The sequence below is a fragment of the Chryseobacterium sp. SN22 genome (assembly GCF_008329705.1).
GTDB lineage: Bacteria > Bacteroidota > Bacteroidia > Flavobacteriales > Weeksellaceae > Chryseobacterium.
In genome coordinates, this window is sequence record NZ_VTSX01000001.1 from 160,325 (window position 1) to 174,446 (window position 14,122).

At 43.3% G+C, this 14,122-nt stretch carries 9 protein-coding genes; all 9 read right to left on the minus strand.

The genetic code is table 11. The annotated features are described in order from the left end of the window. Nucleotides 1-5: 5 nt before the first annotated feature. Nucleotides 6-1,202, minus strand: coding sequence for a glycine C-acetyltransferase (kbl, locus tag FY557_RS00750; RefSeq protein WP_149245385.1), 1,197 nt, complete (start codon nucleotides 1,200-1,202; stop codon nucleotides 6-8). 86 nt (nucleotides 1,203-1,288) lie between these two features. Then, a complete protein-coding gene (locus FY557_RS00755) occupies nucleotides 1,289-3,211 on the minus strand; it encodes a M1 family aminopeptidase (protein ID WP_149245386.1) in 1,923 nt (640 codons plus the stop codon). An 84-nt stretch (nucleotides 3,212-3,295) separates the two neighbouring features. Then, a complete protein-coding gene (gene dacB / locus FY557_RS00760) occupies nucleotides 3,296-4,768 on the minus strand; it encodes a D-alanyl-D-alanine carboxypeptidase/D-alanyl-D-alanine-endopeptidase (protein ID WP_149245387.1) in 1,473 nt (490 codons plus the stop codon). Between the two features lie 161 nt (nucleotides 4,769-4,929). After that, nucleotides 4,930-7,377 (minus strand): primosomal protein N', encoded by a 2,448-nt coding sequence (priA, locus tag FY557_RS00765; RefSeq protein WP_149245388.1) that lies wholly within the window; start codon nucleotides 7,375-7,377, stop codon nucleotides 4,930-4,932. Between the two features lie 445 nt (nucleotides 7,378-7,822). Then, nucleotides 7,823-8,731 carry an AEC family transporter gene (locus FY557_RS00770; RefSeq protein ID WP_149245389.1) on the minus strand — a complete coding sequence of 303 codons (909 nt, stop codon included), beginning with the start codon at nucleotides 8,729-8,731 and terminating at the stop codon, nucleotides 7,823-7,825. A gap of 44 nt (nucleotides 8,732-8,775) precedes the next feature. After that, complete coding sequence (locus FY557_RS00775) at nucleotides 8,776-9,390, minus strand: hypothetical protein (RefSeq protein ID WP_149245390.1); 615 nt, start codon at nucleotides 9,388-9,390, stop codon at nucleotides 8,776-8,778. Between the two features lie 13 nt (nucleotides 9,391-9,403). Further along, the gene (locus tag FY557_RS00780) at nucleotides 9,404-11,875 is read right to left on the minus strand and encodes a beta-mannosidase (RefSeq protein ID WP_149245391.1); all 2,472 of its coding nucleotides are present in this window, start codon (nucleotides 11,873-11,875) and stop codon (nucleotides 9,404-9,406) included. A 506-nt stretch (nucleotides 11,876-12,381) separates the two neighbouring features. Next, nucleotides 12,382-13,044 (minus strand): copper homeostasis protein CutC, encoded by a 663-nt coding sequence (locus FY557_RS00785; RefSeq protein ID WP_149245392.1) that lies wholly within the window; start codon nucleotides 13,042-13,044, stop codon nucleotides 12,382-12,384. 35 nt (nucleotides 13,045-13,079) lie between these two features. Further along, the gene (locus FY557_RS00790) at nucleotides 13,080-14,075 is read right to left on the minus strand and encodes an isoaspartyl peptidase/L-asparaginase family protein (RefSeq protein ID WP_149245393.1); all 996 of its coding nucleotides are present in this window, start codon (nucleotides 14,073-14,075) and stop codon (nucleotides 13,080-13,082) included. Nucleotides 14,076-14,122: the final 47 nt, after the last annotated feature.

Here is a 14,122-nt window from a genome sequence, read left to right on the forward strand (position 1 = left end):
TATTTTTAAGAAATCACATTCAGTTCTTTTCCCACTTTCTCAAAAGCGGCAATGGCTTTATCCAGATGTTCCCTTGTATGGGCTGCAGAAAGCTGAACCCTGATTCTTGCTTTTCCTTTCGGCACCACAGGATAGAAGAACCCGATCACGTAAATTCCTTCATCCATCAGCTTCTCCGCCATTTTCTGGGCTAAAGGCGCATCGTAAAGCATTACCGGAACAATCGCAGCATCACCGTCCGGAATATCAAAGCCTTTGGCTTTCATTTCCGTTCTGAAATATTCGGCATTTTCCATTACTTTATCGCGGAGGGAAGTATCTTCGGAAATCATATCCAGTACTTTCAGTGCCGCTCCTACGATTCCGGGAGCCAGGGAATTGGAAAACAGGTATGGTCTGGAACGCTGCCTCAGCATATCGATAATCTCTTTTTTACCGGAAGTAAATCCGCCAAGCGCACCGCCCAAAGCTTTTCCTAAGGTCGAGGTAATGATATCCACCCTTCCCATTACTTCATTGGCTTCATGGGTCCCGCGGCCCGTCTTTCCGATAAATCCGGTAGCATGGGAATCGTCGACCATCACCAGAGCATCGTATTTATCGGCCAGGTCACAAACACCTTTAAGGTCGGCTACAATTCCGTCCATTGAGAACACGCCGTCTGTTACGATAATTTTAAAACGGTGATTTTTTTCGGAAGCGGCGATTAATTGTGCTTCCAGATCCTCCATGTTGTTGTTTTTGTAACGGTATCTTGCCGCTTTACAAAGACGAACCCCATCGATAATTGATGCATGGTTCAGCTCATCCGAAATGATGGCATCTGCTTCCGTAAACAAAGGTTCGAAAACCCCGCCGTTTGCATCAAAACAGGCAGCATACAGAATCGTATCCTCAAGACCTAAAAAATCGGCGATTTTCTGTTCCAGCTGCTTGTGGATATCCTGGGTTCCGCAGATAAAACGCACCGAAGACATTCCGTAGCCGTGGGATTCGATCATATCCTGAGAAGCTTTCATTACTTCCGGGTTGTTGGATAATCCCAGATAATTGTTGGCACAGAAGTTCAGAAGCTTCTTTCCGTTGGCTTCGATTTCCGCACTCTGCTGAGAAGTGATGATCCGTTCTTTTTTGTAAAGCCCGTCATTTTCAATATTCTGTAGTTCGTTCCGTAAATTTTCAAGATACTTTTCAGAGATCATTTCTAGTAATTTTTATGATGTGCTAATTTAATAAAAAAAGCCGTTTCGCACTTATGAAACGGCTCTGTTATTTCCATTCTGAAGATTTATTTCTTTAAAAACTTAACGTTCTTATCATTAATCCTGAAAATATAGGTCCCCGGAACCAATTCCGAAATATTAACCGGCTTTTCAGGCTGATAAGTTCCTTTTCGCACCAGCTTCCCGTCAATAAAATAAATCGTGAAATCCGTCGGCTGATTGATTCCTTTCAGATTAAGCTCATTTTTTGCAGGATTCGGATATAAGGCGAACTGATCTTTAACCGCTTGTGAAACAGACAATGTATTGTCCTGTGTTACGGTAGAATTCTTTTCCAAGATCTGATATTCATAGTTAAATTCCACGCTGGCCACCGGGAAATTTACCGTTTGTGTAAAATACTGGTTGTTAAAGGTATTGTTTAAAGCAAAATAAGCCACCTGTCCTCCGGTACCGTTCACTTTTACCGGCAAAGGCATTTCGAAGAAGCTTACCGTATTGCTGCTTTGCGTCTGGGCTGCCCTGAATGTCACGGTGTTTCCAACCTGCTTCCAGCGGATGTCATACGTCGGATAACCCTGGCCGTAGATCCAGTCGTTGAAGAATTCGGTAAAATCCTTTCCGGTAGACGTTAGTAGCGAAGCATTGAAATCCTGGGTTTTTACATAATTGTAAGCCAGTGCCGGTCTTGAATGATATTCCTGAACCGCCTGATAAAATGCGGTATCCCCTAAAATCCATTTGATCATCCTCAAAACATAGCCTCCTTTGGAATAAGACAATCTACCACTAAAGATCACCCCTACATTGGCTAAATTGGCATCTTCTACATACACGCTTCCGCCTGTGGAACTGGTAATAAAGTTTTTCTGATTTAATAAATAACTTAAAAACTCGGTATTGGACATCAGCAGTTTTTCATTAGCCAGGTGTTCCCCGTAAGTGGCAAAACCTTCATTCAGCCAGATGTCGTTCCATGCCCCGCAGGTTACTTTATCTCCGAACCATTGGTGGGCCAGCTCATGTGCGATCAGTCCCCTGTTCCATCCGCCCATGGAAGACATGGTCTGATGTTCCATTCCGGCACTCGGCTGGAATTCCATGTGCCCGTACTTTTCGTTTCTGAAAGGATAAGGCCCGAAATAGGTTTCAAAAGTGTTCATCACCGTTTTCGTCCACTCGATGTTGCTCATGTTGGTCGCATTCGTGGAAGTGGACGGAAAGACATAATTGATAAACGGAAAAGGAGGATTCCCCATGGTATCCGTTAATTTCACAAAGTTGGTTACGGAAAAGGCAATCAGATAGGCGGCTGTAGGATATTGGGTACGCCAGAATGTACGTTTTTGCCCGTTTCCTAAAGCCGTTTCCGACATCAGCTTTCCGTTTGATGCCACGCTGTATTGGGAAGGCGTCGTTATTTTAACGTCTATTCTTTCGATTTTATCATTTAAGCTCTGTTTGGTCGGGAACCAGTCCTGCGCTCCGTAGGGCTCGCTTAAAGTGGAAAGTACGGCGGTTCCGCCCTGGGTTCCGTTAAAGAAAGCATTGTTAGCTGTGGGAGGCGCTCCGGAATAAGTGATGGTAAGGGAATCCAGGACATTGGCCGCCAGTGCCGACTGGAAATCAATTTTTACTTCTTTGGTAGGAAGCTGCTGGAAAGCCAATGTATTCCCGTGGTACTGAACCTGCGAAACCGTCAGCTGATTGTCAAGGTCAAAATAGATATTGCTTATGCTCTGATTCGGTTTGAAATGGGAAGTCACCGAACCTGAAACATTATAGACTGCCGGATTTATGGTGAGATCGAGCCTTTGATACTGAAGGTCGTAATTCAGTGTATTCGGGTTGGTATTCCCTGCAGCCATTTTGTGTGCAAAAGATTTTATCTCTTTCGCCATCATGGCTTTCCGTTCAATATTTTCATTCTGAGCATAAAACTGCTGTAAAACGAAAACGCTCAGCACCAAAAAGTAAATTTTTCTCATTCTTTAATTAATTGTATCAAAGATATAAAAAAACCTTTCAATCATTGATTAAAAGGCTTTTATATTAATTAAGTTTTGATTGATCTACAAATCCAGTGCAGGCTCCAGAATTTTTTCCATTCTTTTCTTCACCATATCCACCGACCCTGCATAATTGTTTACCATCAGGGAGAAAACGAGTGTTTTCCCGGTGTTTGTTTTCATATATCCGGCCAGGGTTTTCACTTTATTCAGAGTTCCCGTTTTGGCAAAAACCTGTCCGTTTCCAAGACCGTTGAACATTCTTTTCAAAGTTCCGGACTGCCCTCCTACCGGCAATGAATTCAGATACGTTTTATAAAATTTTTCATCCATTAGAGAAGTCAGGAATTTGGCCTGTGCAATCGGAGTTACATTATTGCTTCTGGAAAGTCCGCTTCCGTCGATATAATTAAGGCCCATCATATCAAAGCCGTCATTTTTAAGATGCTCCGTTACCACTTTTCTGCCGGACTCGGTGGTCTGGTCTCCCAGACTCTGGAAACCTACTGTTTTCAGTAAAGCCTCAGCCAGTCCGTTGTCGCTGTGCTGGTTGGTATAATAAATAATATCTGCTAAGGTAGGCGATTTGTATACCGAAACCATTTTTCTGGCTTCAGGATTGGCATCCGTCATTTTAGGAATTACTTTTCCGGTAACGGGAATCCCGCTTTTCACCAGCGTTGTTCTGAAGGTATTGGCCAGGTAAGCCGGCGCATCAGGCAATTTGGTGGTTAAAACTCCATTACCTTCGTATTTGTCGGCATATACCATCTGGTTGTTGTACGGAGAAACGTAGAAGAATTTTTTCTCCGCGGAAAGGCCGGCTGCTTTTTTTACGATCAGTTTTTCATTGGCCGGGTTGATTTCGCGTGTGGTTCCTGCCGGTAAGTAGTAATTGTTGTTTTCCAACCAAACAACATTTTCCGGAAGCCTGGAAATATTGCCTTTGAAAAGCGCTGTCTGGATAATAATATCACCATTTACTTTCCTGATTCCTTCACGGGAAAGTCCCTCCTTGAAATCCGTTACGATATCCCGGTATGCCCAGGCTCCGCCTTTATTGGTTCCCAACGAGGGGTCGCCGCTGCCTACAATGTACAGATTTCCGTTCAGTACGCCGTTTTCGTCTACACTTCCAGAATATTCCAGTTGGGTATTCCAACGGTAGTTTTCTCCCAGCATGCTCATGGCGGTTTCCGTTGTCAGCAGTTTGGTTGTAGAAGCCGGAACCAGCGGTGTATTTTCATTATACGAAGAAATCACCTTCTTCGTTTTCGGGTCGTACACAACGAATCCCCAGGTTGCATTTTTCAACACCGGATCGGCCATCATTGTGTTTACATTAATGTCTACAAGTTCTTTGGCCGACAAAATCGTTTTCTCCACCATGGAAGTGATGGGGGAAGGTAAGTTTAAGCTGCTCTTCTGATTTTCGTAAGCCTGAGAATAAAGAACGGTAGAAACGGTAGACTGTGACAGGAAGAACCCTGAGGCCAACACCGCAACACCTGAAATATATTTTCTGAAATTTACCATCTATCTTTCAATTTTTGTTACATTTTGGATCGGATAACAGGCAATGGGTTAAATTGAAAGTTAAACTCCAAACATATAATCAACGGCCAAATGTAGAAAATATTGTTGTATGGCAGTTCAGTAGACTATTATAAAAAGTCTATAAATTTTGTTAAAAACTGTTAAAAGTCCACAAAAATGTCCTTTTTAATGCTTTGATAGGCAGGGATTTCCTCAAATTCTTTGATGCTGGCCAGCACAAGTTTTTTATATTCCTCATACTTTTTGCCTTTCGGAAGTTTGAGCATAATCTGAAACTGGTAGAGGTTATTCAGCCTGGCAATCTGGGCTTTTTCCGGACCCAAAATACAGTCTTCCGGCAGGTATTTCCTGAGGACGGAACCCAAAAACTGGGAAGCGCGGTTGGCTTTGTCTTCGCGCCGGTGCTTCAGTTCGATCATGATTAGCTTTGTAAAAGGCGGATAATGGAACTTCTGGCGTTCCGTCAGGATATATTTGTAAATCCTGGCGGGATTGTGCATTTTGATCAGCTGAAAAACAGAATGTTCGGGATTGAAGGTCTGGATCAGGATTTTACCTTTTCCGGAAACCCTTCCCGCTCTTCCGGAAACCTGGGTAATCAGCTGATAGGCTCTTTCTTCCGCCCGGAAATCCTGTACGTATAATAAAGAATCCGCTTTGGGAATGGCCACCAGCTCAATATGATCGAAATCGAGGCCTTTGGAAATCATCTGGGTTCCGACCAGAATATCCGTTTCCCGGGCTTCGATTTTTTCGTACAGCTTTTCGTAGGCAAATTTTTTCCGCATCGAATCCACGTCCATGCGGTCCACTTCATTGTCCGGAAACAGCTTGGAAACCTCTTCATGGATTTGTTCCACGCCTACTCCTCTTTCATTAAGGTTTTCGGAGTGGCATTTCGGGCAGGTTTTCGGTTTGGAAGCCCGCTGGCCGCAATAATGGCATTTCATTTCATTGGCTGCCTTATGATAAGTCATCACCACATCACAGTTGGAGCAGTAATTCACATATCCGCATGTCTCGCATTCCACCACATTGGCATAACCCCGGCGGTTGTGAAGCACAATGGTCTGATTCCGTTCTTCCAGTACCTTTTTTATCTCATCGATCAGGTGCAGCGAAAAATTTCCGGATACTTTTTTGGAATCCTGGGCTTCTTTGAAATTGATGATTTCGTATTCCGGGAGACTGACCTTGCCGAAGCGTTCTTCCAGGGAAATATATTTCATTTTATCTTTGCGGGCGTTGTAATAGCTCTCGACAGAAGGCGTTGCCGAACCTAAAATCACATTTGCACGGTAAAAATTCCCCAGCACCAAAGCCGCATCTTTCGCATTGAAATAAGGGGAAACTTCCCTTGGCCTGTAGGCAGAATCATGTTCTTCATCCACGACAATCAGGCCTAAATTTTTGAACGGCAGAAACAGGGAATTCCGGGTTCCGATAAGGATCCTGATGTCGTTCTGCCGGATTCGGCGCCACACTTCCACCCTTTCAAAATCGGTAAGTTTCTGGTGGTAAAAACCGAGCTGACGGCCGTATTTCTTTTCCAGCCGCTGGGTGATTTGTTTGGTCAGGGATATTTCAGGAAGCAGGAACAGGACATTTTTCCCTTCGTTAATGCATTCTTCGATTTTCTCTAAATACAGATGTGTCTTTCCCGATGAAGTAACTCCATGAAGCAGAACGTTTTTCCCTTCTTCAAAGGCTTCATCAATTTCTGTTCTTGCCGATTCCTGGGCTTCGGAAAGTTCTTCAAGTTCCTCTATTTCACCTTCATAGCTTTCCAGCCGGTCTTTCTGCATATAATATTCCTCCACCAGATTTTTATTGGTTAAAGCTCTAAAATGCGAACTTCCGAAATATCCGTCTTCGAAAAGGTCTGCTTTTTTGAGGTGAGAATCCGGGTTTTCGGTCTGCTTTTCCAGGATGTGGAGGAAAAGGTCTTTCTGCTTTTTGGCTTTGTTCAGCTTCAAAAGAATCTCCGTCAGGTTCTGATTCTGCAGGACGCTATCCTTGATCTTTACGTAGGCAACTTCTTTCGCCTTGTATTTTTCCGCAATCTTTTCGTCGATTTCAATGTATTGCAGATCAATTAATGAATTAACGGTTTTGATGATGTCTTTTTTCGGAATAAACGCTTCGATATCGGTAAGGTTGATGAGCTGGCGGACTTCCAAAGCCTGAATAAGGTACATTTCGTTGACATCCAGGTTTTCAAAATCGACGGTAACGTTCGGTTTCAGCTTCAGGTAGGTTTCGCTTTCCAGCTTCAGGGAAGAAGGGAATGCAAAACGGTAGATCTCACCCAGCCCGCACAGGTAGTACTCGGACAGCCAGTTCCAGAACCGGATCTGCTCTTCAGGAACGATCGGCTGATCATCCAGCAGACTGATGACTTCTTTTGCAATAAACGTTTCGGGCGCATTGTCGTGAAGCTCAAACACAATTCCCGTATAAATTTTCTTTCCGCCGAACGGAACCAAAACCCGCATTCCGATCTGGATTCCGGCTATTAATTCTTCAGGAACTTTATAGGTAAAAGATCCTTTCAGGTTCAACGGTAAAATAATCTGGGCGTAATTCAAGGGAAATATTTAAAATGTAAAATTAAAATTTTCCTGAGAGAAGTGCAATTTTTAAGGGAGGTAAATGGGAGTATTTTCTATTTTTCCGGGGAAGACTGATTTATTTTTAAACGCGGGTTTGTAAAGAATTCATTTGATATTGATATGCCCATTTTTCGTTCGCAAAGGCGTTTAACTGCGCCGAATCTTCGATTTTACTCAGCAAATGGAGCAGAACCGGTAAGTTTGTTTCTGTTAAATTCTGCGTAAATATGAAGCTGAGGCAGACTGTCCTAGCCCGGATAGGAACGGCATCCTTTTTTGTTTTTTTGCTGGCTATATCCATTATGGTCCTAAAATACTGAAAAACAAAAAAGATACAGTGGATAGCCGGATTAAGCTCCTTACAAGCAGAAGGTTTGAGAGTTAGAGAGTTTGCAAGTTTGAAGGTTAGGGTTATTTTGGATTAAAAGAAGAATTCCGTCAATCGGTACCAGATGGCAGAGGTGAAAAGGCCGGCGATGATGCTGAAACCTATTGTTAAATTGGTGAGTTTTGTATTCAATCTGAATGGTTCTGCGATGATGCTTGCGGTAAGAACCGTCGGCATTGCGGCTTCAAATACGGTGATTTTTGCCACATTGCCTTTGATGCCGGCAATTAAAGCAAGGCCTAAAACCAATGTCGGAGCCAGAATCAGCTTGTAGAACATGGAAACAGACATCTGGGGAATGAATTTTTTCCAGCCGTTGAATTTCAGCTGAAGCCCTACAGAAAATAGAGCCAGCGGGCTTACGGTTGCCGCAAGCTTGTCAAAAAAAGGTTCTGCCGATGAGAAATCGATAAACCTTGACAGAACCAGGGCCGCAATGCAACCGATGAGCGGCGGAAAGGTAATGAGCCTTTTCAGGATAAACTTTGTACTTACTTCTCCGGATCGGCCTCCTCCTTTTACAGCAGCGATGATGCCCAGTGTCGAAAGGGCCAGAAACATGGTCTGGTCACAGATCACGGCAATGCTTAAAAGGTTTTCACCGTAAAATGCGGCCACCAGCGGGAAGCCGATAAACGAAGTATTGCTGTACCCACTGATGAGTTCCAGCGTACTTTGAGAACGCCCGGAGTAGCCTTTGTAACGGCTGTAAAACTTCATAAAGAAAAAACAGAAGACCGAGATGAGGAAGGTAGCGACGATGGGAAAGAGCATTTCAGCCGTCCACTGCACTTTCGGAAGGTATTTGAACGAAACGGCAGGAAGCGCCAGATAGAGGATCCAGGTGTTGATGCCTTTATGTGCATCGGGGTGGATGGATTTTGTTGCCTTGAACACCATTCCCGCGATGATGCATACTGCAATCAGAACAAAATTGACCATACTTCAGAATCTGCGGCAAAGGTACGGCTGAAAATTCTATTTCTTTAAATTTTGGAGCGAAGTTTCCTCCATTTTTCTGCGATAAATACCATGAATTTCAAAATAACCGCTGTTAAAACAACCAATATCATTGACGGAAAACTGAGCAACCGGAGGAAAAAGCTCTGCTCGACGATTTTTTCCTTTGTGCCGGATAATTTCCAGATTGCAGGAAAGCGGGTACCCAGATTTCCATATTTTTCGTGGTTGCGGGTAATAAAAAATGTATTGACTTTCTTTATTTTCGCTGTCCCGTCATCGTAGAAACTAAAACTTTCTTTTCGTTCGGAAGAAGGATATACCGTAACTTTCCTACCCGTCTGCCTTGTTACGATGATGTTATTGCGGGTATCAATGCCCAGGTGAAACGGTTTTCCCGATGTATCTTTTACCCTGAAAGATTCTATAAAGTTTCCTGCTCTGTCGTATTTTTGAATAATCGAATAGAAATCATCACCTATATAGATATTCTCATGGCTATCAACAACGAATCCGGCAAAATCATTAATTGGCAGTTCGGTTTTTATTTTAAAATCGGTCCATGTTATAATAGCTTTTGGTATGAATATCAAGAAGAATATAAAAAACACGAAATCGGAGATTTTCTTTATTATTTTCATATACGAATCCATATTATTCATTCATCGTATCCCAAAGGCTCATTACCTCAATTCTTTCCAAAGGTTCTGATAGGATAATCCTTTTGGATGTATTCGGAAGCAAATCGAAGAAGTTATCGCTGAAGTGGGTATTTCCGATGAGATAAACATCTCTTGCCAGGACATCGGTGGAGATTTCGATTTCGGTAGTGGAGATCTTTTTGATCTGAATGGCCGGCCTGGAAAGTTTGAGGTCTTTCGGACGGCTGAAATAAAACAGTTTTTCCGCTTTTCCGGCAGACCCGTTAAAAGCAAGCCTTAAAACCGAACGGGATAAATCAAATTCAGCAAATTCAGATTTTTCTATTGTCAGATGCTTACCCGATGAATTGGCAGGTAAGTGATCGGCAGCATCCAAAACCCATAATGGCTGTCCCTCAAAACTTAAAAGTTCTACCTGTAAACCTCCATCGAAGTCAGTTAATGCGTCATTTAACAGGTAAATATCATACGCTTTTTCTTTTTCCTCCACTAAGATGGCAACCTCTTCAAAACTTCTTTTCACCTGGTAATGCAGGGCTTTCCAGTTGCCCAGATAATCAATGGACGACCACGAAACGACCGGCCAGCAATCGTTGAGCTGCCAGTACAGGGTTCCCATGTTGTAAGGCCTGGCGCGGCGGTGGGCTTCAATGGCAATCTGCATGCCGCGTGCCTGAAGCAACTGGGAAATGTAGTTGTATTTCACAAAATCTTCCGGCACTACATAATCGCGTTTCATATAGTTGTTGATGATTTCCCAGCCTCTCGAATGCTTTTCGTGGGCTTTGATGGTTCCGTTCTGTAAGCTTAAATCCGGTTTTCCTGAGAACATTGATTTTGTGGTTTCCAGCGTCGGCATTCCCTGGAAGCCATATTCCGAAGCAAAACGCGGTACCTTTTCATTAAAAATTTCAAACGGCTGTTCGCCCCACCAGACGCCCCAGTAATGGGAATCGCCTTCCGTCAGGCTTTCTTTGTGTCCCCAGCCGATGGACGGAGAACTCGGCCAGTAAATTTGTTTATCGGCCGTTGCGTATTTTTTGATGGCGTCAGGGATTACCTCATGAAAGATGGTTTTGTAATCTTTCCAGACCTGTACCGAATCCTCTTTTGAATAGCTTAATTGCTTTTGGTAGCCCCAATTGACGATGGCTTCATTGATCTCATTGTTTCCGCACCATATAGCCAGCGAAGGATGGTTCTGAAGCCTTTCGATCTGGTCTTTCACTTCCGCTTCCAGATTTTCCCGGAAATTTTCATCAGCCGGATAAAAGCTTCCGGCAAACATAAAATCCTGCCAGACCAAAATCCCGTTTTCGTCACAGGCCTTGTAAAATTCATCGTCTTCGTAAATGCCGCCGCCCCATACGCGGATCATGTTCATATGGGCCTCTTTACAGTCTCTGATCAGCTTCTGATATCTTTCTTTGGTCATGCGGGGAGAAAAGCTGTCCCCTGGAATCCAGTTCGTTCCTTTGGCAAACATCGGCTGGCCGTTTACTTTAAAGTAAAACGATTTTCCTTTGGCATCTTTTTCCTGAATTAATTCTATTATTCTCAGTCCGATCCGCTCTTTTTTTTCAGTGATGATCTTTGAATCTTTCTGTAGGGTGATTTTAATGTCATACAGTGTTGGTTGTCCCCACCCATTCGGCTGCCAGAATTTTGGGTTCCGGATCTGATACGGCAATGAAATGATGTTGATCCCGGATTTTAAAGCAATATCCTGAATCTGATTATTGATGGAAAGGGTATATTTTCCGGCATTCTGTGCAAAGATTTCTGCATGAACGGACAGATCTGCTTTCTGTGGTGTGAGTCTTACCTGTTCGATCTTTACGGTTTCAAGTTGAGCCTCATTCCAGAACCTGAGGCTGACGTCTTTCCAGATTCCCGCCGTCACTAACCTCGGGCCCCAGTCCCACCCGAATTGATATTGTGCCTTCCTCACAAAACTTCTCGGCGATTCCGGTAGGGTAAAAGGAATTTTTTGGGCCAATTCTTTTCCAACCCTTACAGCAGATCTGAATTTCACCTGAAGCCTATTTTCACCCTGCTTTAAATAGGACTTGGCCGGAATGGCCCATGTTCTGAACATATTGTCCGTTTTTTTCAGCAGTTTTCCGTTCAGATAAATTTCAGCGAAAGTATCCAGTCCGTCAAATACCAGATCAATATGCTGGTTCTTTAGCTCTGCATCAGAAACGATAAACTGAGTCTGATAATCCCAGTCTTCATTTTCCACCCACTGTGCTTTTTTTTCGTTTTCGTCTTTGTATGGATCGGGAATGACGTTATTGTTCATCAGGTCCAGATGAACCGTCCCCGGAACTTTAGCCGAAAGCCACTTACTGTCTTTTGTATTTTTAAACTGCCAATCCTGAGAAGACAGAGAACGTTCTTTGATCTGGGCATTTACCAAAAACTGAATAAAAAAGGAAGAAAAAAGTAAAATTTTGTTCATTATAATTTTTTTAATGACTCTATTATAAGTTGCAGGGCTTATGTGGATTTCTTAATCACAAAAGCTGTTAATACATGAGAAACATAAGATGTAAAGATAAATTTTTACGCATATTTTAGAGCATTAAAGAAGAAAATCAAAGATTTCAATAATGTTATGGTGCCGGTGGCTGAGCGGAGCCGAAGCCACGCATTATGTGAGAAATATTTATCACAAAGCTTTTTTAATACATTAGGAATAAAGATAAATTTTTGAAAACAGAAATACCAGAGAAGTCTTTAAAATCACACATCTATTGATGATTGGCTGTAAACATTTTTCATGATCTTATGGTTAAAAACATAGTTTCGAGCGCTCAGCCACCGAACAGCAGTTAAGCATAATGCAAAAAAATCTTTTGACTTTTCTTCTGTGTTTTAAAATACTTTCAAAGCAGGAAAACTCTAATTTTATGTGGCTCATGTGTTAAAAAGCTTTTGTAAACCGTTAATCAGATAAATTTAAGTTCACTTAGTTTTCAAAGCCACAACTTCTTCTGCACTGGCAAAAGCACTGCCATCCGTAATAGCAGACGAATGGAAATACTCTGCTTTGGTAAATTCCCTGATTTCTTCAATATTCGTTGAGCGCAGGCCACCGCCGACCAGGATTTCAATTCTCCCGGCGGACAGTTCCACCAGCTTTTCCAGGTTTTCTCTGCCTTCGGAGACATTGGGTTTCTGACCGGAAGTAAGGATGGTGGTGAATCCGCAGCCGATGACCTTTTCCAATGACTGTCCAAGGTCTTTGGCCCGGTCGAAAGCCCGGTGGAAAGTACACGGACAGGGTTGAGCCAGTTCCACTAATTCTTTATTCTGTAAAGTATTTACCTCATCATTTTCATCTAAAATTCCAAATACAAAGCCGTCCACCGACAATGATTTTAAAAGAATCAGATCGGATTTCATCTGTTCGAATTCTTCATCGGAATAGGTAAAATCTCCTCCGCGCGGACGGATCATCACAAATATCGGAATGCTGATTTTTTCACGCAACTGTTTTACGGTTTCAAAGTTCGGTGTGGTTCCGCCTTCGCTTAATCCGTCACACAATTCGATCCGGTCGGCTCCATTTTCAAAAGCGATGATGGCAGATTCCGGGTTGAAGCAGGCTATTTCTATTTTTGACATCTGAGGGTTCAAAGTTAATGTTCAAGATTCAGGGTTTATTTCAAAGCAAATCCGGGTTTTTCCAGACGGTTTCCCTTTTGGTCGTGTACAGCAAAGCTGAACCCGTCCTGAATGCAGTAAGAGCCGTACTCTCCTTTTTTATTAAGAGCGATAAAACCAACCTGAATGTCTTTCAGATTTTTATTTCTTCTTCTGGTAATCTGTACGATGCGTTCTACTGCTTCTCTGCAGGCCTGTTGCGGTGTTTTTCCCTGACGCATCAGTTCCACTACCAGATGGGTTCCCACCATCCTGATCACTTCCTCGCCATGGCCGGTTGCCGTGGCTGCCCCTACTTCATTGTCCACAAATAATCCGGCCCCGATAATCGGGGAATCGCCAACCCTGCCGTGCATTTTGAAGGCCATTCCACTCGTGGTACATGCCCCGGAAAGGTTTCCCTGGGCATCCAGAGCGATCATTCCGATGGTATCGTGGTTTTCGATATTGACGACCGGCATGTATTTGCTGTCTTTCAGCCACTCTTTCCATTCCTTTTCGGATTCGGGAGTGAGCAGACTTTCTTTTTTAAACCCCTGCGATACAGCGAACTGCAAGGCGCCGTCGCCCACCAGCATCACGTGCGGCGTTTTTTCCATGACCGCCCGGGCTACTGAAATCGGGTTTTTAATATTTTCGAGGCAGGCTACCGAACCGATGTTGTAGTTTTCATCCATAATGCAGGCATCCAGCGTTACCCTTCCGTCCCTGTCCGGCCGGCCGCCATAGCCTACGCTTCTCTCGGTAGGATCATCTTCCACCAAACGCACTCCTCTCTCCACAGAATCCAAAGCTCTCCCACCTTTGCCAAGGGTTTTCCAGGCTTCCTCATTGGCTCTCAATCCAAAATCCCAGGTAGACAGGACGATGGGTTTATTGATGGTTCTATCATTAATTGCAGTCGTATTCTTTGCTATCAGATCGAGCGGATTCAATAACAAAGCGGATGATGCAATGGCGGTGTTTTTTATAAATTTTCTGCGTGAAGACATGGTGGTTTAAAGTTTAAGGTTCAGATTCAAGTTAAAAGTTCAGGGTT